A 24,092-nucleotide genomic window follows, 5' to 3' on the forward strand; every position below is an offset into this window, starting at 1 on the left:
AAAAGATAGCCCAGGTCCAGGGTCCAGCGCCAATTTTTCGACGCCACGGGGGGTGCCGGTGCGGCGCTCAGTTCGCGAGCATGGTGTGCGGGCCGGGCAGGACCACGCGGAAACAGGCGCCGCCGGCCGGCACCGGCACGTACTCCAGCCGCGCCTGGTTGGCCCGGCACAGCTCGCGGGCGATGTACAGGCCCAGCCCGGTGCCGTGCTCGGAGGTGGTGAAGAACGGGCGGAACAGCTGCGCGGCCACCGTCTCCGGGATGCCGGGGCCACGGTCCATCACATCGACGATCGCGTTGCGCTCCTGCACCGCCACGCGCAGCCGCACCCGCGCCGGCTCCTCCATCACCCGTCCGTACTTGAGCGCGTTGTGCACCAGCGCGCTGAGGATCTGGTGCAGGTGCTTGGGATCGACCAGCGCGTGCACCGCCTTCGGCGCGGCGATGGCCTCCAGGCTGTCGGTCTCGATCGACATGGTCTGCTGGTATTCCAGCACGAAGCGGCGCACGAACACGCCCAGGTCCAGGTTCTCCGGATTGGAGCGCTCGCGCCGGGCCAGTCCCAGTACGCTCTCGACGATGCCGTTGGTGCGCTGGCACTGCATGTGGATGATCTGCAGTAGGCGGCGGTCGGCATCGCCGATCGCCGGCGACTCCTCCAGCAACTGCGAGGCGTAGCTGATCGCGGCCAGCGGGTTGCGGATCTCGTGCGCCAGGCTGGCGGAGAACCGGCCCAGCGCCGACAGGGTCAGCGATTCGGCGCGTCGCGACACCACCGTCGCATCGTCCAGGAACACCAGGGTCAGGTCGCCTTCCATCAGCAGCCGGGCGAAGCGCGGCTGCACTTCCGGCTGGTCCGGCGACAGCTGCAGCGGCGTCTCTTCCTGGTTCCAGCCGTTGCGCCAGCGCTGCAGGCGCCGCGCCAGTTCCGGTGCGGCGCTGAGCAGGTCCAGGCGGCCGCTGCCGCTGTTGCCGTCGGCGTCGCCGAGCAGGGCCGAGGCCGCCTCGTTGGCCAGGGTGACGCGGTTCTGCGCGTCCACCACCAGCACTCCGGTGCGCATGCGACGGATGATCAACTCGTTGATTTCGTAGAGATTGGCGACTTCCGCGCCGCGCTGGTCGGCCAGCGTCTGGCTGCTGCGCGCGCGCTGCCCGATCTGGTAGCAGATGTAGGCCACGGCCAGGTAGCTGGTGGCGAACATCGCTAGTTCGGCCAGGCTGCGCGTGTTCTCGCCGCCGTCCAGCGCGGTCCACAGGTATTCCAGCAGCGTGGCCGCGGCCGCGGTCAGGGCGACGCCGAAGCCGTAGCGCAGCCGCAGCAGCATCGCCGCGGCGGCGACGTTGAACAGCAGCATCATCGCGATGCCGGCGCTGGCCGCCGGCAGCGCGTGCGCGGCCAGGGTGGCCGCGGCGATGTCCGCGGTCGCGCTGCAGAACACGATGGCGGTCAGATGGCGCTCGTTGCGGCCCCACAGCAGCAGCAGCAGCGCCACGGCCAGGTAGGCGCCCGCCAGCCCGACCGCCAACTGCGGGAACCGCGGTGCGCCGACCAGCACGCTCAATGGGCTGAACACCAAGGCCGCGATCAGCCCGGCCACCAGCACCCGGTACAGCGCGAAGAAATACAGCTCGCGGCGGGGGATGGACTCGATGCGGTCGATGAGCGAAGCGCTTGTGGGCAAGCCGGACTCCAGCCAGGCGGCGGACGGCGCGAGTATAGGCGTCGCGCCGGGGAATGCGATGGCAGGCACGCAATCGGGGCCGGCGGCTGTGGCGCCCGCCCGGCCGAGGGCGGGCCGGACGCGGCACGGGCCGGGCCAGGCCGCGGGCGGCTTCACACGGGGGCCGGACCGGCGCTTTTGCGCCGTCGCCCAGGGTCGGCGACAATATGCAGCCCGTCCGTACCCTTCCGGCCGCCATCAAGGCCCGGAGCGCTGCGGGACGGTCGTTCCTCTTCCCACGGTGACGCATGAATTTCCACGAATACCAGGCGAAACAACTGTTTGCCGATTACGGCATCCCGGTCCCGGCCGGACGCGTCGCGTCCACGCCCGAAGAAGCCGTCGAAGCGGCCAATGCCCTGGGCAATGGCCCCTGGATGGTCAAGGCCCAGATCCACGCGGGCGGCCGCGGCAAGGCCGGCGGCGTGAAGTTCTGCAAGACCACCGACGACGTCAAGGCCGCTGCGGCCAAGATGCTCGGCACCTCGATGGAAACCTACCAGTCCGCCGGCGTGGCTCTGCCGATCAGCCTGGTGCTGGTCACCGAGGCCGGCGAGATCGCCAAGGAACTGTATCTGTCGGTGCTGGTCGACCGCGGCACCCAGTCGATCACCTACATCGCCTCGTCGGAAGGCGGCGTGGACATCGAGCAGGTCGCGGCCGAGACCCCCGAGAAGATCCAGACCCTCAACGTCAACTTCGTCGAAGGCCTGCAGCCGTACCAGGCGCGCGAGATCGGCTTCAAGCTCGGCCTGACCGCCAAGCAGGCCAACCAGCTGGCCAAGATCATGGGCGGCCTGTACACCCTGTTCAACGAGAAGGACCTGGCGCTGGTCGAACTGAACCCGCTGGCGATCCTGGACAGCGGCGACCTGTACGCGCTCGACGGCAAGGTCAACTCCGACGACAACGCCACCTTCCGCCACAAGGATCTGGCCGCCATGCGCGACAAGACCCAGGAAGACGAGGCCGAAGTGCGCGCCAGCGAGTACGACCTGAACTACGTGACCATGGACGGCAACATCGGCTGCATGGTCAACGGCGCCGGCCTGGCCATGGCCACCATGGACGTGATCGCGCTCAACGGCGGTTCGCCGGCCAACTTCCTGGACGTCGGCGGCGGCGCCACCAAGGAGCGCGTGACCGAGGCGTTCAAGCTGATCCTGTCGTCGGACAAGGTCAAGGCGATCTTCGTCAACATCTTCGGCGGCATCGTCCGCTGCGACATGATCGCCGAGGGCATCATCGCCGCGGTCAAGGAAGTGGACGTCAAGGTGCCGGTCGTGGTGCGTCTGGAAGGCACCAACGTCGAGGCGGGCAAGAAGCTGCTGGCCGAATCCGGCCTGGCCATCACCCCGGCCGACGACATCAACGATGGCGCCAAGAAGGCCGTCGCAGCCGTCGCTGCCTGAACCCACGAGACTAGGAAGAATTCATGTCTGTTTTGATCAACAAGAACACGAAAGTCATCGTGCAGGGCTTCACCGGCCAGCAGGGTACTTTCCACGCGACCCAGATGGTCGAGTACGGCACCCAGGTCGTCGGCGGCGTGACCCCGGGCAAGGGCGGCACCACCCACATCGACCTGCCGGTGTTCAACACCGTGCGCGAAGCGGTCGAGGCTACCGGCGCCGATGCGTCGGTGATCTACGTGCCGCCGCCGTTCGCGGCCGATGCGATCCTGGAAGCGGCCGCGGCCGGCATCAAGGTCATCATCTGCATCACCGAGGGCATCCCGGTGCTGGACATGCTGCGCGTCAAGAACGTGCTGAAGTCGCACCCGGACGTGACCCTGGTCGGTCCGAACTGCCCCGGCGTCATCACCCCGGGCGAGTGCAAGATCGGCATCATGCCGGGCCACATCCACATGCCGGGCAAGATCGGCATCGTGTCGCGTTCGGGCACGCTGACCTATGAAGCGGTCAAGCAGACCACCGCGGCCGGCCTGGGCCAGTCCACCGTCATCGGCATCGGCGGCGACCCGATCAACGGCCTGAACTTCGTCGACTGCCTCAAGCTGTTCAACGAAGACCCGCAGACCCTGGGCATCATCATGGTCGGCGAGATCGGCGGCGACGCCGAGGAAGCCGGCGCCGAGTACATCAAGGCCCACGTCAAGAAGCCGGTGGTCGGCTTCATCGCCGGCGCCTCGGCCCCTCCGGGCAAGCGCATGGGCCATGCCGGTGCGATCGCCTCGGGCGGTTCGGGCACCGCCGCCGGCAAGTTCGCGGCGATGGAAGCGGCCGGCGTCAAGACCGTCCGCTCGCCGGGCGACCTGGGTGCGGCGATCGCTTCGCTGGTGAAGTAATTGCAAGTGTGGAAGTAGCAGTCAGAAGGCCCGCCCTCGTGCGGGCCTTCTTATGTCCGGAGTCAAAAGGGGGCGGGCAGGGGTGAGGTTCCGTAACGAGATCGAAGGTCTACGCGGCATCGCGGTGCTGATGGTGGTGCTGGCCCACGCCAAGCTTCCCTTTCTGCCTGGCGGCTACGTGGGCGTGGATGTCTTCTTCGTCATCTCCGGGTTTCTCATCACCGGCTTGTTGCAGCAGGAATTGCAGGCGACCGGCAGCATCGATGTCCGGCAGTTCTACGCGCGCCGCATCAGACGGTTGCTTCCAGCATTCGGCGTCATGCTTCTGGCGAGTGCGGCGCTTGCGCTCTGGTTGCTGCCCAGGAGCAGTTGGGGCGAACAGGCCGAAGCCGCGCGCTGGGCCGCGCTGTGGGCGTCGAACATATTTTTCGCGGGTGCCGATTCCGGCTATTTCGACCAGGGAGCCGAAACCAATCTCTATCTGCATACCTGGTCGCTGAGTGCCGAGGAGCAGTTCTACCTGATCTGGCCCGCGCTCATTGGCCTCGCCTGGAAGCTTGGACGCCGGCGCGGCGCGACGATGCTCGTCTGGGCGCTGGTGGCGCTGGGTTTCGGATTGACGATAGCGGCTACCGCGCTGGAGCCGTTGCATGCCTATTACCAGATGCCGTGTCGCCTTTGGCAATTGGCGTTGGGTGCGGGAGTCCAGCTCTCTGTCGGCCAGGCGCGCCTTTCGCTGCGGTGGGTCCATGCCGCTCGCGCCATCGGCTTTCTGCTACTGGTCGTTGCGGCACTCTGGCTGGCGCCGGATCGGATCTCGTATCCGGGAGCATGGGCGCTGTTACCGACGGTTGCCGCTGCGTTGCTGTTGTTGAACGGCCCGCAAGGCTGGCGGGACGCTTGGCTGGAGGTGATGCCGCTACGATTCCTTGGTCGCTTGTCGTACAGCTGGTATCTCTGGCATTGGCCCGTTCTGGTCCTGGGTTTCTCGTTGGCCGGCCGCACTCCAGCGGTCGGACTCGTGGCGGCGGCGCTGTCGCTGGTTCCCGCGTGGCTCAGTTGGAGACTTGTCGAACAGCGCGTTCGTACGATGGAACGAGGCAAGGCAACCACCTGGGTGCTGGCTGGCGTACTCGTATCGGCATTGTTGGCCTATGCGGCGATGATGTGGGAGCAGGTGGCTTTCGTTCCTGGCCAGCCTCCAGATGCGCGGAGCCAGGCTTTGCTGACGACCCTGGCCACACCGGCGCTCTACCGGCAGCCCGGCTGCGATGAGTGGTTCCATGCCGACCGCCTCGTCCCTTGCACCCTGGTCAGTGCCACGTCCGAAGAAGCTCCGACCGTGGTGCTGGCGGGCGACAGCGTAGCGGCGCAATGGTCGACCGCGCTGGAGAGCATCGCCCGCGCCCGCGGCTGGAACCTCGTGGTTCTGACCAAGTCGTCGTGCCCGATGATCGATCATCCATTTGTCTATCCACGGATCAACCGTCGCTACGTGGAATGCGAGCGTTGGCGGGATCGCGTGGTGGCGTATCTGCACGAGCGGCCACCGACGTTGCTGGTGCTGGGCTCTTCGGCGGCCTATGCGATCGATCCGGCGGATTGGGAGCGCGGGACGCGCCGGTTCCTGACGCGGATCGAGGGAGCTTCGGAGCGCACCGTGCTGCTCGCGCCGACGCCGCTTTTGCCGTTCGATGGCCCGCAGTGCGCGCTGGCGCGTTATGGGCAGAGCGGGCACTCGGCACGGGATTGCAGCGTACCGTTGCAGCAGGTCCGGCCCAGCGCGCTCATCGCGCGGCTGCAGGCCGCTGTCGCAGGCCATCCGGCGGTGCGATTGGTCGATCTGGGGGACGCGGTCTGCCCAGGGCAGAGCTGTTCTGCCGAGCGCAACGGTTTGCTGCTGTATCGGGATGGACAACATCTCAACGCGAACTATGTTCTGCAACTGGCGCCAGCGCTGGAGGCCGCGCTGGAACCGTCCGCCCGTTGAAGTGGCTAGCGCGCGGCCTGGCATCGGACCGATAGCACGATGGCGTGCAATGGGTTCCTTTGGCGGTCCTGGCAATGGACGAAGCACTGGCGCCGTTACGCCTACCCCGGAACGAGGTCGGCGAGCAGCTGGGTCGTGCCGGAACGCGCATGAGCCGAACGCCCGGTCTTTCCGCCTTGCCATTCGTCCCTGCCCGGCCACCACTGGTCACCGGGACGACCGCGGCGCTCCCTCGGCCGCTGCGGGCGAGTAAGCGTTGTCGATACTGCTCGGCACTTCGGATGCGACGGGAAGCGGAATGGCGATCAGTGGATGGCGGGCAGCGGTGTGCGGTGCGGGACTGGCGCTCGGCGTCGGCGGGATCTGTGCGGCGGCGCCGGGCGACTGGTCCAGCTATGCCGGGGCGCCCGGCGGCGGGCAGCATTCGCCGCTGACCCAGATCACCCCGGACAACGTCGGGCGGCTGCGCATCGCCTGGTCGTTCCGCACCGGCGAGCTCGGCGCGGGCCTGCCCGATCCGGAACGGCGCCGCTTCGAGGCCAATCCGCTGGTGGTGGACGGGCGCATGTACCTGGTCACCGGCACCGGCATCGCCTTCGCGCTGGATGCGGCCAGCGGCCGCGAGCTGTGGTCGTTCGACGCCAAGGTCGCGCGCGGCAAGCACTACAGCGATCCGGCCTCGCGCGGGGTGAGTTTCTGGCGCGACGCGCAGGCCGCGGCGGGCGCATGCCGCGAGCGCATCGTGTTCGGCACCCTGGATGCAAGGCTGATCGCGCTGGACGCCGCCGACGGCCGGCCCTGCGCCGGGTTCGGCAATGCTGGCAGCATCGATCTGCATGCCGGTGTCGATGTGCACGATGCGCCCAGCGATGCCTGGGCCAACTATGCGGTGACTTCGCCGCCGGTGGTGGCCGGCGAGGTGATGGTGGTCGGCAGTTCGATCGGCGACAACCGCGGGCATGCGCTGGAGCAGGGCGTGGTGCGCGGCTACGACGTGCGCAGCGGCCGCGAGCTGTGGCGCTGGGATCCGGTGCCGCGTGCGCCCGACGCCGCGGCGGCGGCCGGCTGGCAGCCGGAGCAGGCCGCGACGGTCGGCGGCGGCAATGCCTGGGCGCCGCTGGCGGTGGACCTGGCGTTGGGTCTGGTCTACGTGCCGACCGGCTCGGCCAGCCCCGACTACTACGGCGGCGAGCGCCTCGGCGACAACCGCGACGCCAATTCGCTGGTGGCACTCGACCTGCACAGCGGCCGCCGGGTGTGGGCGCAGCAACTGGTGCATCACGACCTGTGGGACTACGACCTGGCCTCGCAGCCGGTGCTGGCGACGGTGCAGACCGCGCAGGGACCGCGCGAGGCGGTGCTGCAGGCGACCAAGACCGGTTTCCTGTTCGCCTTCGACCGTCGCGACGGCGCCCCGGTGTTCCCGATCAGCGAGGTGCCGGTGCCGGCGACGGATGTGCCTGGCGAGCGCGTTTCGCCGACCCAGCCGATGCCCGAGCCGGCGCTGCGCCTGGCGCGGCACACGCCGTTGACCGCCGCGGATGCCTGGGGAGCCACGCCGGGCGCACGCCGCGAGTGCGAGGCGCTGATCGCCGGGCTGCGCTCGGAAGGCCTGTTCACCCCGCCCAGCGTGCGCGGCACGATCGCGCTGCCGGGCTGGGCCGGCGGGGTGAACTGGGGTGGGATCGCGGTGGACCCGCAGCGCCAGCTGGCGATCATGCCGGTATCGGACCTGCCGATGCAGGTGGCGCTGATCCCGCGCGAACGCTTCAGCGAGGCCGACCACGCGCGCCATCCCGACCAGCAGTTCAACGACATGCAAGGCACGCCGTACTACATGCGCCGCGGCATGCTGGCCTCGTCCGGCGGCATTCCCTGCGTCAAGCCACCGTGGGGACGGCTGGTGGCGGTCGATCTGCGCACGCGCAAGATCGCCTGGGAACGCCCGCTCGGCACATTGGAAGAGAAGTTGCCGTGGCTGCCGCTGGAGGTGGGCACGCCGCTGCTCGGCGGCGCGGTGACCACCGCGAGCGGGTTGACCTTCATCGCCGCGGCCGCCGACGCCCGCCTGCGCGCGCTCGACAGCGCCAGCGGCAAGACCCTGTGGGACGCCAAGCTGCCGGCCGGCGGCCAGGCCACGCCATCGGTCTATGCGGTGGGCGGCGAGCAATACCTGGTGATCGCCGCCGGCGGCCGCGAGGGCATGGGGCCGATGGGCGACTACGTGATCGCTTACGCGCTCGATGGCCAGGGCAAGGAGGTAGTGTTCCAGCACGGTGTGGCCGCGCGCATGGCGACGCTGGGCGTCGTCGCGCTGGGGCTGCTCGCGGCCGTGGTGGCGCTGTGGCGGCGCTGGCGCCGGCGCCGCCGCCGCCGCGCGCGGGCCGGCAGCCGCGGCAACGGTTGAGGCGATGCGCGGGCTTGCCGCTCGTTGCGAGAGCGACTTCAGTCGCGACATGGAGTCCATCAGCGCCCGGCATGTTCGCTCTTGTGGGAGGTGGCTTAGCAGCGATCTGCCGTCGGCCCGCGACCAGCTTAGGGAATGCGTTGGGGACTGAAGTCCCTCCCACAGTGCAGCTAGCAGGCACCCGGGTCGCTCCTTGTGGGAGCGACTTCAGTCGCGACGCGGAGTCCATCAGCGATCGGCTTCGGAGCCTGTCGGGACTGAAGTCCCTCCCACAGTGCACCCAGCCGGCACCCCCGCATTTTCGCTCTTGTAGGAGCGGCTTCAGCCGCGACCCACCGTCGGCCGGCGACCGACTTTGGAGCCTGTCGGGACTGAATCCCCTCCCACAGTGCAGCCAGCAGGCACCCGGTGTCGCTCCTTGTGGGAGCGACTTCAGTCGCGACGCGCAGTCCATCAGCGATCGGCTTCGGAGCCTGTCGGGACTGAAGTCCCTCCCACAGTGTACCCAGCCGGCACCCCCGCATTTTCGCTCTTGTAGGAGCGGCTTCAGCCGCGACCCACCATCGGCCGGCGATCGACTTCGGAGCCAGTCGGGACTGAAGTCCCTCCCGCAGTGTAGTCAGCCGGCACCCGGTGTCGCTCCTTGTGGGAGCGACTTCTAGTCGCGACGCGCAGTCCATCAGCGACCGGCTTCCGAACCCGCCGAACTGAAGTTCCTCCCACGGTACGCCAGTCGAACCGCAACATGCCCTCCCTGATGAGGCACAGCGCGGAAAGGTGAACCCGTGTCGTCGGCCGCGGCGCGATGCGGCGCTACACTGCGCTTTGCCGCCGTGCGGATGCCGTCCGCGTCCGCCGCGCGGTCGCCGCATCCGCGATCGCGGCGCGCCTTCCCCCTTCCGCCTCTGCAAGGTTGTCCATGTCTTCTTCCCTTCGCATCGCCATGGCCCAGTTCGATTTCCCGGTCGGCGCCGTGGCCCAGAACACCGACCGGATCATCGCGATGATCGACGAGGCGCGCGACGAGTACGGCGCCGACATCGTGTTGTTCCCGGAACTGGCGGTCAGCGGCTATCCGCCGGAGGACCTGCTGCTGCGTCCCGGTTTCCTCGCCGATTGCGAACTGGCGGTGCAGCGCATCGCCGTGCGCGTGCACGGCATCGTCGCGGTGCTCGGCTGGCCGCAGAGCGCCGGCAGCGTGGTCTACAACGCGGCCAGCGTGCTGCGCGGCGGGCGCATCGAAACCACCTACCGCAAGCGCGAACTGCCCAACTATGCGGTGTTCGACGAGCGCCGCTATTTCGACGTCGATCCGGACGGCGGCAGCTGCGTGTTCGAGGTCAAGGGCACCCAGGTCGGCCTGGTGATCTGCGAGGACCTGTGGTTCCCCGAGCCGCTGGCCGATACCGCGCGCCACGGCGCCGAATTGGTGCTGGTGCCCAATGCCTCGCCGTTCGAGCGCGGCAAGCACGCGCAGCGCGATGCGCTGCTGGCCGAGCGCGTGCGCGAGACCGGCGTGGCGCTGGCCTATCTCAACGTCGTCGGCGGCCAGGATGCGCTGGTGTTCGACGGCGCCTCGGTGGTCGCCGACGGCGACGGTAGCGTGCATCCGGCCGCGGCCGCGTTCACCGACCAATGGCTGGTGGTGGACTACGCGACGCAGACGCGCGCGTTCACTCCGTTGCGCTGGATCGACGACGGCGACGAGAGCATGGACGCGCTGGCCTGGCGCGCGGTGGTGCGCGGGTTGCAGGACTACTGCCGCAAGAACCGGTTTTCCAAGGTGTGGCTGGGCCTGTCCGGCGGCATCGATTCGGCGCTGGTGCTGGCGATGGCGGTGGATGCGCTCGGCGCCGACAACGTCACCGCGGTGCGACTGCCGTCGCGCTACACCGCTGGGCTGTCCAACGACCTGGCCGACGAGCAATGCCGCGCGCTGGGCGTGAAGCTGGAGACGGTGGAGATCGAGCCGGCGTTCGAAGGCTTGTTGAAAGCGCTCGGCCCGATGTTCGAAGGCACCCAGGCCGACGTCACCGAAGAGAACCTGCAGTCGCGCAGCCGCGGCGTGATCCTGATGGCGCTGGCCAACAAGTTCGGCGGGCTGCTGCTGACCACCGGCAACAAGAGCGAGTACGCGGTCGGCTACGCCACCATCTACGGCGACATGTGCGGCGGCTATGCGCCGCTGAAGGACCTGTACAAGACCGAGGTGTTCGGCCTGGCGAAATGGCGCAACACGGTCGGCGGCGCGCCGGTGATCCCGCCGGCGGTGATCGCGCGGCCGCCGTCGGCGGAACTGCGCGCCAACCAGACCGACCAGGATTCGCTGCCGCCCTACGACGTGCTCGACGGCATCCTGTACCGCTACGTCGACCAGGAGGAGTCGCGCGACGAGATCGTCGCCGCCGGCTACGCCGCGGAGGTGGTGGATCACGTGGTGCGGCTGGTGCGCATCACCGAATGGAAACGGCACCAGGCCGCGCCGGGACCGAAGGTGTCGCGGCGCGCGTTCGGCCGCGAGCGGCGCTATCCGATCACCAATGGGTATCAGGCGTAGGCGGGAGAGAACGCCGCGGTCTCGCGGACCTTCGTGGCAGTTCCCAGGATGGGTGAGTGCCGGTCGCGGCTGAAGCCGCTCCTACAGGAGCGGACCGCGACAGCATCCGCATCCGGGATTCGCCGCTGTCCGAGTCCCGAGTCCCCGGTCCCGAGTCCCGGCTTTAATCACACCGCCTGCAGCAACCGCAACCCGAACGCATCGTCCTGCGCGTTCCAGCCGTGGCTGACCCGCAGGCCGGCCGCGGCGGCCATCTCGCCGAAGCTCTGGTCGGTGTACTTGTGGCTGTATTCGACCTGCATGGCCTCGCCGGCGGCGAAGTCGAAGCGGCGTCCGCCCACGCGGACCTGCTGCGCGCGCTGGCTGACCAGGAAGGTCTCGATGCGCTCGCGTTCGCGCGCATACACCGCGCGATGGCGGAACTGCTCCAGGTCGAAATCGCTGCCGATCTCGCGGTTGAGCCGGCGCAGCAGGTTCACGGTGAACTCGGCGGTGACGCCGGCCGCATCGTTGTAGGCGGCCTCCAGCACCGCCACGTCCTTGACCAGGTCGATGCCGATCAGCGCGCAGCCGTCCTGGCGCATCGTCGCGCGCATCGACGCCAGCAGCTTGATGCCGTCCTCGCGGGTGAAGTTGCCCAGCGTGGAGCCGGGGAAGAACACCAGGGTGCGGCGCGCGCTGCGCTGCGGCGCCGGCAGCGCCACCGGGGTGGTGAAGTCGGCGCAGACCGGCAGCATCTGGATGCCCGGGAAGCGCTCGGCCAGGCGCGCGGTGCTGGACATCAGCATGTCGCGCGAGATCTCGATCGGGGTGTAGGCCACCGGCGCGCGCAGGCCTTCCAGCAGCAGTTCGGTCTTGCGCCCGCTGCCGCTGCCCAGTTCCACCACGTGCGCGCCGCTGCCCACCGCCTGCGCGATCGACGGCATCCGTGCTTCCAGCAGATCCAGCTCGGTGCGGGTCAGGTAGTACTCGGGCTGGCGGGTGATCGCCTCGAACAGGCGCGAGCCCTCGGCGTCGTAGAAATACTTGGACGGCAATTGCTTGGGGCTGCGCGACAGGCCGGCGATCGCATCGGCGGCGATGTCGTCCGGCTGCGGATGCAGGTCGGTGAGCGCGGCTTCGGTCAGGGCACGGGCGGTCGCGGCGTTCATACGGGATCCTTGGCCAGGCGCACGCCGGCGAATTGCCATCGCGCATCGGAGGGAAAGAAGTTGCGGTAGCTGGCGCGGATGTGGTCGTGCGGCGTGGCGCAGCTGCCGCCGCGCAACACCCACTGCGCGTTCATGAACTTGCCGTTGTACTCGCCCAGCGCGCCCGACCATGGGCGGAAGCCGGGGTAGGCCAGGTAGGCGCTGCCGGTCCATTCCCAGACATCGCCGAACAACTGCTGCAGGCCGGCGTCGCCGTGCGCGGCCGACTGCGGATGCAGCGCATCGGCGTCGACGAAATTGCCGGCGATGGCCACGCCGGTAGCGGCCTGTTCCCATTCGGCTTCGGTCGGCAGCCGGGCGCCGGCCCAGCGCGCGTAGGCGTCGGCCTCGAACAGGCTGATGTGGCAGACCGGCGCGTGCGGATCGCGTTCGCGCCAACCGCCCAGGGTGAACTCGCGCGCGCCGTCGGCATGCCAGTACAGCGGCCGCTGCCAGTCCTCGGCGGTGCGCCGCGCCCAGCCGTCGCTGAGCCACAGGGCCACGTTGCGGTAGCCGCCGTCGGCGACGAAGTCCGCGTATTCGGCATTGCTCACCGGACGGCTGGCCAGCGCATGCGCCGGCACCAGCACGCGGTGCCGCGGCGACTCGTTGTCGTAGGCGAAGGCCGCATGCGCCGGCCAGCCAGTCGCACCGATCTCGCACAATTGCTCATCGCGCTGGATCCAGCGCAGCGCGGTGGCCGGTGCCTGCGTCACGGCCAGATCGTGGCGATACGCCGGAGCCAGCGGATTGCTCCAGAACGCGTGCTTGATGTCGGTCAGCAGCAACTCCTGGTGCTGTTGCTCGTGGTGCAGGCCCAGTTCCAGCACCTGCAGCGTCTGCGCCGACAGGTCGCCGGCCTGCAGCCGCGCCAGCACCCGCGCCTCGACCTCGGCGCGGTAGTCCAGCACCTGCGCCAGGGACGGGCGCGACAACACGCCGCGGCGCGGCCGCGCATGCATCGGGCCGACGCTCTGGTAGTAGCTGTTGAACAGGTAGTCCCACTGCGGATCGACCGCGCGGTAGCCGTCGTCGGCGCCGAGCACGAAGCGTTCGAAGAACCACGTGGTATGTGCGAGGTGCCACTTCGCCGGACTGGCATCGTCCATGCTCTGCACCATCGCATCTTCCTCGCTCAGCGGCGCGGCGAGCTGGCGGGTGCGCTGGCGCACGCTGCGGAAACGCGCCGACAGCGGTACGCCGGACGCCATGGGCGTGGGGGAAGCCGCCTGAGAGGTCGAGTGCATTCGCCAAGCTTAGGGGAAGACCGTGAACATGCCGTCATGCGTGATGGAACGTCGCGTTACGCTAGCCAAGTCAATGCGATCTTGGCGGGCCTGATCCCTCGTCGCGTCAAACGGCCTCATTTCCTATGTCTACAGCAATCCCGTCCAACGCCTCCCTGTGGGCCCCTGCGGCTGGTGCCGCGGTGCCGGCGCCGGTCGACCTCGCGCAGGCGCCGCACGCCTTCGTCCTGCCCGACGGCGTGCGTTATCTGGACACCGCCAGCAAGGGGCCGCGGCTGGCCAGCGTGCTGGCCGCCGGGCAGGCGGCGCTGGCCGATTCGGTCGCGCCGTGGACGCTGTCCTTCGCGGCCTGGCGGGAGCAGATCGAAGACCTGCGCGCCCTGGCCGCGGCGACGCTGTTCGACGGCGATGTCGACGGCCTGGCGATGGTGCCGTCTGCCGCCTATGGGCTGGCCACCGCGGCGCGGCAATTGCCGCTGGCGGCGGGCGAGGCGGTGTTGCTGCTGGACGGCCAGTTTCCGTCGAACCTGTTGCTGTGGCAGCAGCGCTGCGCCGAGACCGGGGCGCAGCTGGCGGTGGTGCGGCGTGGACCGCAGCAGGACTGGACCGAGGCGGTGCTGGCGGCCCTGGACGCCGAGCCGCGGGTGCGGATCGCGACGCTGCCGCATGCCTACTGGCGCGACGGCACGTTGCTGGACCTGGACCGCATCGCCGCGCGCGTGCATGCGGCCGGCGCAGCGCTGGTGCTGGACCTGAGCCAGAGCCTGGGCGTGCTGCCGGCGCGGCTGGCGGCGTGGCGGCCGGATTTCGTGGTCGCGGTCGGGCACAAGTGGCTGCTCGGACCGCTGGGCCTGGCCTGGTTGTGGGCGGCGCCGCACTGGCGCGCGCACGGCGTGCCGATCGAACACCATTGGCAAGCCCGCGATCCGGGCGCCGACTGGAACTTCCCGGCCGACGCGCCGCCGCCGTTCCGCGCCGGTGCGCGGCGCTTCGATGCCGGCGGCGTCGCCGAACCGTTGCGGTTGGCGATGGCGACCGCGGCGCTGCAGCAGCTGCGGCACTGGCAGCCGGCGCGGATCGCGGCGCGGCTGGGCGAACTCGGTGCGGCGTTCGAGGATGAGCTGCAGGCGCACGGCGCTGGCGATTGGACCGTGCCCGGGCATGCGCCGCATCTGTCTGCGCTGCGGCCGCCGGCGCCTGCGCTGCAGGCGTTGCTGCCATGGCTGCAAAGCGCGCAGGTGATTTGCACCCACCGCCACGGCGCGTTGCGCATCGCGCCGTACCTGCAGCTGACGCCGGAGGCGATGCGTGGGCTGGCGCGGGAGATGGTCGCTGCGGCGCGCGGGTGAGCGTGCATTCGGAGCGTTCTTGTGCAGGAGGGCTGAGGTGGCCTTGGACTTCCAGCCCGGACCGTCACCGGAGCCTGGAGGCCTGTCGCTTCGTTCGTCGCGGCTGAAGCCGCTCCTACAGGGGGCTTGCGGCTAACCTGCTCGGTGCACTGTGGGAGGGGCTTCAGCCCCGACTGTGGCCGGAGTTGGGAGGTTTATTGCTTCGTTCGTCGCGACTGAAGTCGCTCCCACAGGGGGGGGCTTGCGGCGACTCGGATGGGTGCACCGTTGTGGAAGGGACTTCAGTCCCGACGGGTTCCGAAGACGGATGCTGGCCGTTGTCGCAGTGCGATCGATGGCCGGGCGCCGGCGGATGCTTTCATTGTCGTTCCGATGCGAAACAAGCAGGCGCGCCGGCCTCAGCGCCGCGCCGCCAGGCGCAGGCCGCGCGGGGTCAGCCAGCGTTCCAGGCACTCGAAAAGCGCCTGCGCCAGCAGCGCCAGCACCGCTGCCGGCACTGCGCCTTCCAGGATCAGGCCGATGTCGTCCAGGCGGATACCCGTGAGGATCGGCTGGCCGTAGCCGCCGGCGCCGATCAGTGCGCCCAGGGTGGCGGTGCCGACGTTGATCACCGCGGCGGTCTTGATGCCGGCCAGGATGGTGCGCAAGGCCAGTGGCAGTTCGATCCGCCACAGCCGCGTGCCCGGCGGCAGGCCGATCGCCGCGGCGGTCTCGCGCAGGTCGCGGGCGATGCCGGTCAGGCCGGCATGGGTGTTGCGCACGATCGGCAGCAGGCTGTACAGGAACAGCGCGGCGATGGCGGGTTTCGCGCCGATGCCGAACAGCGGAATCATGAACACGAACACCGCCAGCGACGGCAGCGTCTGCAGCACCCCGGTCAGCGACAGCACCACCTGGCCCAGCCGCGGCCTGTAGGCGGCGAGGATGCCCAGCGGCAGCGCCACCAGCAGGGCCAGGCCCAGCGACAGGCCGACCAGCGCCAGGTGTTCGCGGGTGCGCTGCAGCAGGCGCGACAGCCGGCTGTCCTGCGCCGGTGCGGCGATGCCCAGCCACTGCGCGGCGATCGCGCTTTCGGCGCGCTTTTGCAGCTTCGCTTCGGCGTTGAGCCGTTGCATCGTCGCCGCGTCGATGCGCCCGCCCAAGCCCTCCAGCGCCTGCACGAAGCGCGGCGCGCGCTGCGCCAGGTCGCTGCGATACAGGAACACCGCGGCGTAGCGCGGGAAGTAGCGGCGGTCGTCCTGCAGTACCAGCAGGTCGTGCGCGGGGATCTCGGCGTCGGTGCTGTACAGGTCGGTGAGGTCGATCGCGCCGCTGTCCAGGGCGCGATAGGCCAGGTCGTGGTCCAGCCCGGTCGGCGTCTGCGGCAACTGGTAGGCGTCGCGCACCCCGGGCCAGCCGTCGGCGCGCGATACGAATTCGTTGCTGAGCCCGAATTTCAGCGACGGATGCGCGGCCAGGTCGGAGAGGCGCACGATGCCCAGCGCCTGCGCGCGCTGCCGGCGCATGCCGAACGCATAGGTGTTGTCGAAGCCCAGCGGCGCGCTCATCGCCAGGCCGCGCTGCGCCAAGGCGCGGCGCAACGCGGCATCGTCGGCGTCGGGCAACTGCAGCAGTTCCGCCGCCAGGGTGCCGGTGTATTCGGCATAGGCGTCGATCGAACCCTGCTCCAGCGCGCGCCACAGGATGCGGGTGCCGCCGAGCTGGCGCCGGTGCTCGACCTCCACGCCGGCCTGGCGTCCGGCGCCGGCGGCGATCTCGCCGAGCACCACCGCCTCGGTGAAGTTCTTCGAGCCGACCACGACTTTCTCCGGCGCCGCCGCTGCGCTGCCGGCGAGCAGGGCGAGCGCCGCGGCGAGCACGAGCAGCACCGCCGCGCGGCGGTGCACCGACGCCGTCACCGCGCATCCTCCAGCGTGCGTTGCGCGTGCAGGAACTGGCCGACGAACGGGTCGGTCGGCGTGTCCAGCAGGTCGCGCAGGCTGCCTTGCTGCACGATGCGCCCGCCTCGCATCAGCACCAGCGTGTCGCCCAGGTAGGCGGCCTCGGCGACATCGTGGGTCACCAGCACCACGGTCTTGCCGAGCAGCGCGAACAGCTCGCGCATCTGCGTCTGCAGCTCGTGGCGCACGATCGGGTCGAGCGCGCCCAGCGGTTCGTCCAGCAGCAGCACCGGCGGGTCCAGCAGCAACGCGCGGATCAGGCCGACGCGCTGGCGCTGGCCGCCGGACAGTTCGGCCGGATAGCGCGCCAGCAGGGCGTCGGGCAGGCGGCACAGCGCGGCCAGCTCGTGCAAGCGGGCGTCGATGCGCGGCCGCGCCCAGCCCAGGGTCTGCGCCAGCAGCGCGGCGTTGTCGCGCGCGCTCAGGTGCGGGAACAGACCGCCCTCCTGGATCACGTAGCCGATGCGGCGGCGCTGCGCCAGCAACGTGGCGCGGCGCAGCGGCTCGCCCTGGAAGCGGACTTCGCCCGCGTCCGGCCACTCCAGCCCGAGCAGCATGCGCAGCACGCTGGACTTGCCGGCGCCGCTGGGGCCGATCAGCGCGGTGGTGCGACCGGGGGCGATGCGCAGATCGACCCGGTCCAGCGCGAGTGCCTCGCCGTAGCGGCGGGTGACCTGATGCAGTTCGAACATGCCGCCAGCATAGCCGGGCGGCGCCGGTCGGCGCGCGAACGCGTGGACGACTTGCCCGGTTGGCGACAGCTGCTCGATGGGGTCGGGCGCATTGGCTGCAGCGGTCGCGGGCCACACGCAGATCGCGTCTGGTCGGGCGGAGCAGCGGCCGGTTCTAGCAAACGCCCGCTTGCCGGCCGTTGCCTGCGTCGGCAAACGAAAAGGGGCCTTGCGGCCCCTGTGTCGTTGCGTCCGGCGGTTGGCTCAGCGGGCCATTTCCGAGTTGGACTGCCCGGTGGAAGCGGATTTCTCGCCGGCGAACGGGTTGAGCTTGCGGATCATCCACGGGTACTTCGGCCAGTGGCCGGTCAGCCACGGATGCTTGGGATCGTTGAGTTCCAGCACCCGGCGCGCGTCGTCGGCCAGCGGCTTGTTGCCCAGATGGGTATAGGCCTCGGCCAGCACCGCCACCGCGTCGTACTGGTAGGCGCTCTGCGGATAGGTTTCCAGCAGGTAGGTGGCGCGGCCGGCGGCCGAGACCCAGGCGTCGCGGCGCAGGTAGTACAGCGCGTTGTCCAGCTCCTGCTGGGCGAACACGTTGCGCAGCGCGATCATGCGCTGGCGCGCGTCGGCGGCGTAGCGGCTGTTCGGATAGCGCTCGGCGACGATGTTGAAGTCGGCGTAGGCCTGCTGCGGCGTGGACAGGTCGCGGCGGCTCGGATCCAGCGACCAGACCCGGCGCAGGAACACGGTGTCGCGGTTGCCGTTGGACAGCGCGCGCAGGTAGTACATGTAGGCGATGTTGCGGTGGGTCGGATAGGTACGGATGAAGCGGTCGATGCTGGACACCGCGTCGTCGTGCTTGCCGGCCTTGAACTGGGCGTAGGCGGTCTCGATCATCGCCTGCTCGGTGTACTGGCCGTAGGGATATTGCGCGATCAGGCGCTTGAAGCTGCCCTCGGCGCCGGCCCAGTTGCCGCTCTGCATCTGCGAGTGCGCCTTCTGGTAGAGCTGCTCCACCGGCATCCCTTCCTCGGGATTCTTGTTCTTCTGGCGGTGGCAACCCGTCGCCACGACGACCATGACCAGCATCAGGGCGATGAAACGGACGTGCGCGGAGAGCGAGACGGAGCGTCGGATCATGGGTTCGGGCAGGACACGTCAGGAATACGAAGGGGCGATGATAGCCTAGTGGCCTGTCCGGCGACTGACTACGGCCGTCGCGACCCTCCCTTTCCGACGTAGCCGTGCCCTTTTCATGCCCAATACCCTCCCGGACTCCCCCGAGGACGCCGCCTCCGACGGCCCGCGCCAGGCGCGCGTGCCCGACCATGCCGCCGGCCGCCGCTTCGACGCGGTGCTGGCCGAGCTGTTTCCCGAATTCTCGCGCTCGCGCCTGGCCGAATGGATCAAGTCCGGCGACGCGCTGCTGGACGGCGCCCCGGCACGGCCGCGCGATGCCCTGCGCGGCGGCGAGATCGCCAGCCTGCACGTGGTGCTGGAGACCCAGACCCACGCGCTGCCGGAGGACATCCCGCTGGAGGTGCTGTACGAGGACGACCAGGTCATCGTGCTGAACAAGCCGGCCGGACTGGTCGTGCACCCGGGCGCCGGCAACCCCAGCGGCACCCTGGTCAACGCCTTGCTGTACCGCGACCCGTCGCTGGCGGCGCTGCCGCGCGCGGGCATCGTGCACCGCCTGGACAAGGACACCAGCGGCGCGATGGTGGTGGCACGCACGCTGCCGGCGCATACCTCGCTGGTGGCGCAGCTGTCGGCGCGCGACGTGCACCGCCAGTACCTGGCGGTGGTGGGTGGGCCGCTGGTCTCCGGCGGCACCGCCGATGCGCCGATCGACCGCCACCCGCGCGACCGCCTGCGCATGGCGGTGCGCGAGGACGGGCGCGACGCGGTCACCCACTACCGGCTGCGCGAGCGCTTCCGCGCGCATACCGCGCTGGAGTGCCGCCTGGAGACCGGGCGCACCCACCAGATCCGCGTGCACATGGCGCACCTGAAGCACCCGATCATCGGCGACCCGCTGTACGGCGGCCCGCTGAAGCTGCCCAAGGGCGCCACCGAGACGCTGATCGCCGAACTGCGCGGCTTCAAGCGCCAGGCGCTGCATGCCGAGACGCTGGAGTTCAAGCATCCCGTCCATGGCGAGCCGGTGCGCGCCACCGCCGCGGTGCCGGCCGACCTGCAGCGCCTGCTGGCGGCGCTGCGCGAGGATTCGCGGCTGGCCGCCGAGCAGGCGCGGCGCTGAGGATGGCGCCGGTGCGCGAGCGTGGGCCTGGGGCCGTTCGCCCATTCCTGTGCGGACGTGCCCGGGAATGGGCGACACGCCTTGGCTGGTCGGTGCAAACACTGAGGACGTGCCGCCGGCGCGGTGGTTTTCGTCTCGCCGGTGCGACCGCCGCAGTGCGGGAGCGGGCCGCCGGAAGCGCGCCGCAGCGCCCGCTGGCGCCGTTCGCCGGCACTGCCAGGTCCCGGACCATGCGCGCATGACCGACTTCGCCGACTTCGCCCTGGCCGCCGATTGGCCGGCACCGCCGCGGGTGCGCGCGCTGACCACGCTGCGGTATGGCGCCGGCGCTTCGTTGCCGCCGTTCGACCGCTTCAACCTGGGCAACCGCAGCGCCGCCGACGGCGACGATCCGGCCACGGTGCAGCGCAACCGCGACGAACTCGCCGAGCGCCTGGCGCTGCCGTCGCCGCCGCATTGGCTGCGGCAGGTGCACGGGGTGCAGGTGCTGCGCTTCGAGCGGCCGCCCGCCGCGGCCGGCATCGACGCCGAGCCGACCGCCGATGCCGCGGTCACCGCCGTGCCCGGGGTGGTGCTGGCGATCCTGACCGCCGATTGCCTGCCGGTGGTGTTCGCCGCCCGCGACGGCAGCGAGGTCGGCGCCGCGCATGCCGGCTGGCAGGGCCTGGCCGCCGGCATGCTGGAAGCCACCGTCGCCGCGCTGCGCACGCCGCCGGCGCAGCTGCAGGCCTGGCTGGGGCCGGCGGCGGGGCCGCAGGCGTACGAGATCGGCGCCAACGTGCGCGATGCCTTCCTGGGCCACGATCCGGCCGCGGCCAGCGCCTTCGTCGCGACCCGCCCCGGCCATTGGCGCGTGGATCTGTATGCGCTGGCGCGGCAACGCCTGGCCGCGGCCGGGCTGGATCCTGCGCAGGTGTACGGCGGCGGGCTGTGCACGATCTCCGCGCCGCAACGCTTCTATTCCTATCGCCGCGACCGCCGCAGCGGGCGCATGGCCACGCTGGCATGGATCGCGGACTGAGCGCGCCGCTGTTCGCGCAACTGCTCGGCGACGATTTCGCGCAGTTGCCGCCGGCGCTGCGCGCGCTGCACTCGGTGCCGCAGCGGCAGCGCTACGCCGGTCATGCCGAGGTGCGCCGCGGCCGGCATCCGCTGCTGCCGCTGTGCGCGTGGCTGGCGCGGTTGCCGCCGGCCGGCGCCGCGGTGCCGGTCGCGGTGACGTTCAGCGCCGATGCGCAGGGCGAGCGCTGGGAACGCCGTTTCGGCACGCATGCGATGCCGTCGCGGCTGTGGCTGCAGGACGGGCGGCTGCGCGAACGCCTGGGCGCGGTCGAATTCGAATTCGCGCTGCGCGTGGACGGCGCCGCCATCGTCTGGCGCGCCGCGCGCGCCTGGGCGTTCGGCGTGCTGCCGCTGCCGCGGCGCTGGCTGGCCGGCGTGCATTGCCGCGAAAGCGAGCGCGACGGCCGCTATACGTTCCTGGTCGAGGTGGCGCTGCCGTGGATCGGCCCGTTCATCCGCTACGAGGGCTGGCTTGCGCCGGCCTGAGCGCCCGCGCGGCGCAGTGCCCGCCGCGGCCGCCGGCAGCGCGATCGTCGTGTTCGACGGCGTGTGCGTGCTGTGCAGCGGCTGGGTACGCTTCCTGCTGCGCTTCGATCGCCGCGGCCGCTATCGCTTCGCCGCGCTGCAATCGGCCAGCGGGCGCACGCTGCTGCGCGACAACGGGCTGGATCCGGACGATCCGCTCTCGTTCCTGCTGCTGACCCCGGAGCGCGCCTGGACCGACTCGGATGCGGCGATCGGCGTGATCGCCGGCCTCGGCGGCCCATGGCGCATCGTGGCGGCACTGCGCGTAGTGCCGCGGCGCTGGCGCGACGCGGCGTACCGGCTGCTCGCGCGCAACCGCTATCGGTGGTTCGGCACCACTGCGCAGTGCTTCCTGCCCGACCCGGAGCAGCGTTCGCGCTTCCTGGAGTGACGCGGCCGGCGGTGCGGTCGCCTGCGGGCGCTCGGATTCAGGCGATGCGATTCCTGCAGCGGTGCCGCGTGCAATCGCTGTGAGGCGGGGATGCGACTGGGGGCAACGCGCTGGCCGCCGGCTCGGTCGTGCCGCAGCCGAGTTCGGAACGATCGCCGCCGAGGCTGCCACTATTTGGCGCGTCGCGACCGATGGCTCTCGGTACCGAGTCCGCTCCCCACACATCGCTCCGATATGGCACACGGGCCAGACTGGCGCCGGTCGGTCAATCCTGCGTTGTGGGAGTCGCTCCCGCAAAAGCACAATTCGCCGGCGATGCAGCGACCGAGCGACCAAATGGTTGAGCCGCCGCGCAGCTGCCGCGGTCGGCGCGACACGCAGCGCGCCCGCGCGTCGGCTGCGCGTCGCCTAGCCGGCGCTACGCAGCAGCGGAGTGACGTTGCCGCCGGCGTGGCCGCGGTCGGGTTCCATACGGAACACCGCCACCGCCGTGGCCAGGCTGCCGGCCTGTTCTTCCATGCTGCGGGCAGCGGCGGTCGCTTCCTCGACCAGCGCGGCGTTGCGCTGGGTCACTTCGTCCAGCTGCATCACCGTGCGGTTGACCTGCTCGATGCCGCTGGACTGTTCGACGCTGGCGGCGCTGATCTCGCCGATGAGCCCGGTCACGCGCTGCACCGAGCCGACGATCTCGTGCATGGTCGCGCCGGCCCGGTTCACCAGCCCCGAGCCCAGTGTCACCTTGTGCGTGGAGTCCTCGATCAGGCCCTTGATCTCCTTGGCCGCATCCGCCGAGCGCTGCGCCAGCGAGCGCACTTCCGAGGCGACCACGGCGAAGCCGCGGCCCTGCTCGCCGGCGCGCGCGGCTTCCACCGCCGCGTTCAGCGCCAGGATGTTGGTCTGGAAGGCGATGCCGTCGATGACGCTGATGATCTCGCCGATGCGCCGCGACGAGGTGCTGATCGCGCTCATCGTGGCGACCACCTCGTCCATCACCTTGCCGCCGGACTGGGCGATCTCGCCGGTGCTCTGCACCAGGCCGTTGGCCTGCTGCGCGTTGTCGGCGTTCTGTTTCACCGCCGAGGTCAGTTCTTCCATCGAACTGGCGGTTTCCTCCAGGCTCGCCGCCTGCTGCTCGGTGCGGTCGGACAGGTCGGTGTTGCCGGCGGCGATCTCCATCGAGGCGCGGCGGATCGCTTCGACCGCGCCCTGGATGCCGACGATGATCTCGGTCAGCTTGGCCACGGTGCGGTTGGTGTCTTCGCGCAGTTGCGCGAACACGCCCTGCGCGTCGCCGTCGACGCGATGGGTGAGGTCGCCTTCGGCCAGTGCGGCCAGCGCGGCGGCCAGCGCGGCCAGATTGTTCTCCACCGAATCGGAGATGCGGTTGACGCCCTCGGCCAGCGCCTTGAGCACGCCGTCCATCGCCGCGGTATCGATGCGGCGGCTGAAATCGCCGTGCGCGGCGGCCTCGATCACCGTGGTCAGCGCCTGCTCGGCAGCGACCTGCGCGGTCACCTCCTCCCACTGCGCGATGGTGCCCAGGCGCACGCCGTCGGCGCCGCTGATCGGGCTGTAGACGAAGTCGATCTGGCGGCCGAAGAACGGCGCGCGCACGCGCTTGGAGCCGGTCAGCGCGCGCATGCGGTCGATCGCGGCCTGGCTGTCGGGATAGATGTCGCCGATGCTGCCGCCGACGAACCCTTCAGCGTGGAACTCGGGGCGGAAGCTCTGCACGTCCGGCTCGATCGCGCGCAGCATCTGCAGCAGCTTGCGGTTGGCGAAGTGCACGCGGCCGTCGTCGTCGGCGATGCGGACCATGGTGTCCAGGTCGTCCAGCGCCTGGATCACGAAGCGGCCGCGGCCCAGTTCGGCCTCGGTCTCGGCCTGGCGCGCGGCCAGCCGCGCCTGCGCGGCCTGCAGCGCACGCAGCAGCGCGGCGTCCGCGCCGTTGCCGGCGGGGGGCAGGCGCTGCTCGAAACGGCCTTCGCCCAGCGCCTGCACGGCCTGCACCGCGCGCTGCAGCGACGGCGCCGCGAGCCGCAGGCCGGCCCAGTACAGCGCCGCCGCCAGCAGCGCGCCGATCGCCAGTGCCGGCGCCAGGCGCGCCAGCGCCGGTCCGTTCGGTCCGAGTTGGCGGCCGACGTGCAGCGCGTACAGCGCCATCGCCAGCAACCCCAGCGCATAGGCCAGGGCGAGCAGGAGCGGACGCGCCTGCAGGCGGGAGGTGCCGGTCGGCGGCAGGGCTGAGGCGTCTGGCAAGGTCATGGCGTCTACCGGCTGGGAAGCGCTGGCGCAGTCCATTCGCGTCAGCGGTTCATGGTGAATGTCTTCCAGTATCGGCCGGCACCTCCGCCGACTTGACCGCAGCGGACGCCGCTCGTCGGAAACATGGCGCCTGAATGCGCGAAATAGGTCGCTGAATACGCTGCATTTTTTGCTGCACTGCGATAGATCGTGGCCTCTGCCGCT

General features: G+C 70.3%; 17 protein-coding genes. 10 read left to right on the forward strand and 7 right to left on the reverse strand.

The features are described 5' to 3' along the window. Window positions 1–67 precede the first annotated feature (67 nt). Entirely contained in the window at window positions 68–1,681 is a 1,614-nt protein-coding gene (locus J2Y70_RS19270) for an ATP-binding protein (protein ID WP_309921252.1), read from the reverse strand. 287 nt (window positions 1,682–1,968) lie between these two features. Here J2Y70_RS19270 and sucC point away from each other — a divergent pair, with 287 nt between their 5' ends. The 5 genes from sucC (at window position 1,969) to J2Y70_RS19295 (ending at window position 10,982) form a co-directional block, all read left to right on the forward strand. Continuing rightward, window positions 1,969–3,132, forward strand: a complete 1,164-nt coding sequence (sucC, locus tag J2Y70_RS19275) for an ADP-forming succinate--CoA ligase subunit beta (RefSeq protein WP_145702360.1) — start codon at window positions 1,969–1,971, stop codon at window positions 3,130–3,132. Window positions 3,133–3,155: 23 nt separating this feature from the next. After that, window positions 3,156–4,028 carry a succinate--CoA ligase subunit alpha gene (gene sucD, locus J2Y70_RS19280; protein WP_263395447.1) on the forward strand — a complete coding sequence of 291 codons (873 nt, stop codon included), beginning with the start codon at window positions 3,156–3,158 and terminating at the stop codon, window positions 4,026–4,028. An 82-nt stretch (window positions 4,029–4,110) separates the two neighbouring features. Continuing rightward, window positions 4,111–6,018, forward strand: a complete 1,908-nt coding sequence (locus J2Y70_RS19285) for an acyltransferase family protein (RefSeq protein WP_309921256.1) — start codon at window positions 4,111–4,113, stop codon at window positions 6,016–6,018. A gap of 298 nt (window positions 6,019–6,316) precedes the next feature. After that, complete coding sequence (locus J2Y70_RS19290) at window positions 6,317–8,425, forward strand: pyrroloquinoline quinone-dependent dehydrogenase (RefSeq protein WP_309921259.1); 2,109 nt, start codon at window positions 6,317–6,319, stop codon at window positions 8,423–8,425. A gap of 919 nt (window positions 8,426–9,344) precedes the next feature. Then, window positions 9,345–10,982, forward strand: coding sequence for an NAD+ synthase (locus J2Y70_RS19295; protein ID WP_309921262.1), 1,638 nt, complete (start codon window positions 9,345–9,347; stop codon window positions 10,980–10,982). Window positions 10,983–11,149: 167 nt separating this feature from the next. On the opposite strand, the gene egtD is transcribed toward J2Y70_RS19295, so the two are convergent. Both egtD and egtB read right to left on the reverse strand, forming a co-directional pair. Continuing rightward, window positions 11,150–12,133 carry an L-histidine N(alpha)-methyltransferase gene (egtD, locus tag J2Y70_RS19300; protein ID WP_309921265.1) on the reverse strand — a complete coding sequence of 328 codons (984 nt, stop codon included), beginning with the start codon at window positions 12,131–12,133 and terminating at the stop codon, window positions 11,150–11,152. Continuing rightward, a complete protein-coding gene (gene egtB, locus J2Y70_RS19305) occupies window positions 12,130–13,383 on the reverse strand; it encodes an ergothioneine biosynthesis protein EgtB (RefSeq protein ID WP_309921268.1) in 1,254 nt (417 codons plus the stop codon). Before egtB ends, egtD begins: the two co-directional genes overlap by 4 nt. A gap of 161 nt (window positions 13,384–13,544) precedes the next feature. Between egtB and J2Y70_RS19310 the strand changes: the two genes are divergently transcribed. Then, a complete protein-coding gene (locus J2Y70_RS19310) occupies window positions 13,545–14,768 on the forward strand; it encodes an aminotransferase class V-fold PLP-dependent enzyme (RefSeq protein WP_309921271.1) in 1,224 nt (407 codons plus the stop codon). Window positions 14,769–15,166: 398 nt separating this feature from the next. Here the strand turns inward: J2Y70_RS19310 and J2Y70_RS19315 are convergent, their stop codons facing one another. The 3 genes from J2Y70_RS19315 to J2Y70_RS19325 all read right to left on the reverse strand — a co-directional run bounded on the left by J2Y70_RS19315 (window position 15,167) and on the right by J2Y70_RS19325 (window position 18,522). Next, window positions 15,167–16,633 (reverse strand): glycine betaine ABC transporter substrate-binding protein, encoded by a 1,467-nt coding sequence (locus J2Y70_RS19315; RefSeq protein WP_309921473.1) that lies wholly within the window; start codon window positions 16,631–16,633, stop codon window positions 15,167–15,169. A gap of 29 nt (window positions 16,634–16,662) precedes the next feature. Continuing rightward, window positions 16,663–17,400: an ATP-binding cassette domain-containing protein gene (locus J2Y70_RS19320; RefSeq protein WP_309921275.1), complete on the reverse strand. Its 738-nt coding sequence runs from the start codon at window positions 17,398–17,400 to the stop codon at window positions 16,663–16,665. Between the two features lie 243 nt (window positions 17,401–17,643). Then, window positions 17,644–18,522, reverse strand: coding sequence for an outer membrane protein assembly factor BamD (locus J2Y70_RS19325; RefSeq protein ID WP_263395440.1), 879 nt, complete (start codon window positions 18,520–18,522; stop codon window positions 17,644–17,646). Between the two features lie 115 nt (window positions 18,523–18,637). Between J2Y70_RS19325 and rluD the strand changes: the two genes are divergently transcribed. The 4 genes from rluD to J2Y70_RS19345 all read left to right on the forward strand — a co-directional run bounded on the left by rluD (window position 18,638) and on the right by J2Y70_RS19345 (window position 21,623). Next, window positions 18,638–19,645: a 23S rRNA pseudouridine(1911/1915/1917) synthase RluD gene (rluD, locus tag J2Y70_RS19330; protein WP_309921279.1), complete on the forward strand. Its 1,008-nt coding sequence runs from the start codon at window positions 18,638–18,640 to the stop codon at window positions 19,643–19,645. A gap of 238 nt (window positions 19,646–19,883) precedes the next feature. After that, window positions 19,884–20,666 carry a peptidoglycan editing factor PgeF gene (pgeF, locus tag J2Y70_RS19335; protein ID WP_309921282.1) on the forward strand — a complete coding sequence of 261 codons (783 nt, stop codon included), beginning with the start codon at window positions 19,884–19,886 and terminating at the stop codon, window positions 20,664–20,666. Then, the gene (locus J2Y70_RS19340; RefSeq protein ID WP_309921284.1) at window positions 20,651–21,193 is read left to right on the forward strand and encodes a DUF4166 domain-containing protein; all 543 of its coding nucleotides are present in this window, start codon (window positions 20,651–20,653) and stop codon (window positions 21,191–21,193) included. Before pgeF ends, J2Y70_RS19340 begins: the two co-directional genes overlap by 16 nt. A gap of 16 nt (window positions 21,194–21,209) precedes the next feature. Further along, window positions 21,210–21,623, forward strand: coding sequence for a thiol-disulfide oxidoreductase DCC family protein (locus tag J2Y70_RS19345; protein WP_309921287.1), 414 nt, complete (start codon window positions 21,210–21,212; stop codon window positions 21,621–21,623). A 408-nt stretch (window positions 21,624–22,031) separates the two neighbouring features. Here J2Y70_RS19345 and J2Y70_RS19350 read toward each other — a convergent pair whose 3' ends face one another. Beyond that, a complete protein-coding gene (locus J2Y70_RS19350) occupies window positions 22,032–23,888 on the reverse strand; it encodes a methyl-accepting chemotaxis protein (protein WP_309921289.1) in 1,857 nt (618 codons plus the stop codon). Between the last annotated feature and the right edge of the window lie 204 nt (window positions 23,889–24,092).

The organism is Xanthomonas sp. 1678, assembly GCF_031455575.1.
GTDB lineage: Bacteria > Pseudomonadota > Gammaproteobacteria > Xanthomonadales > Xanthomonadaceae > Xanthomonas_A.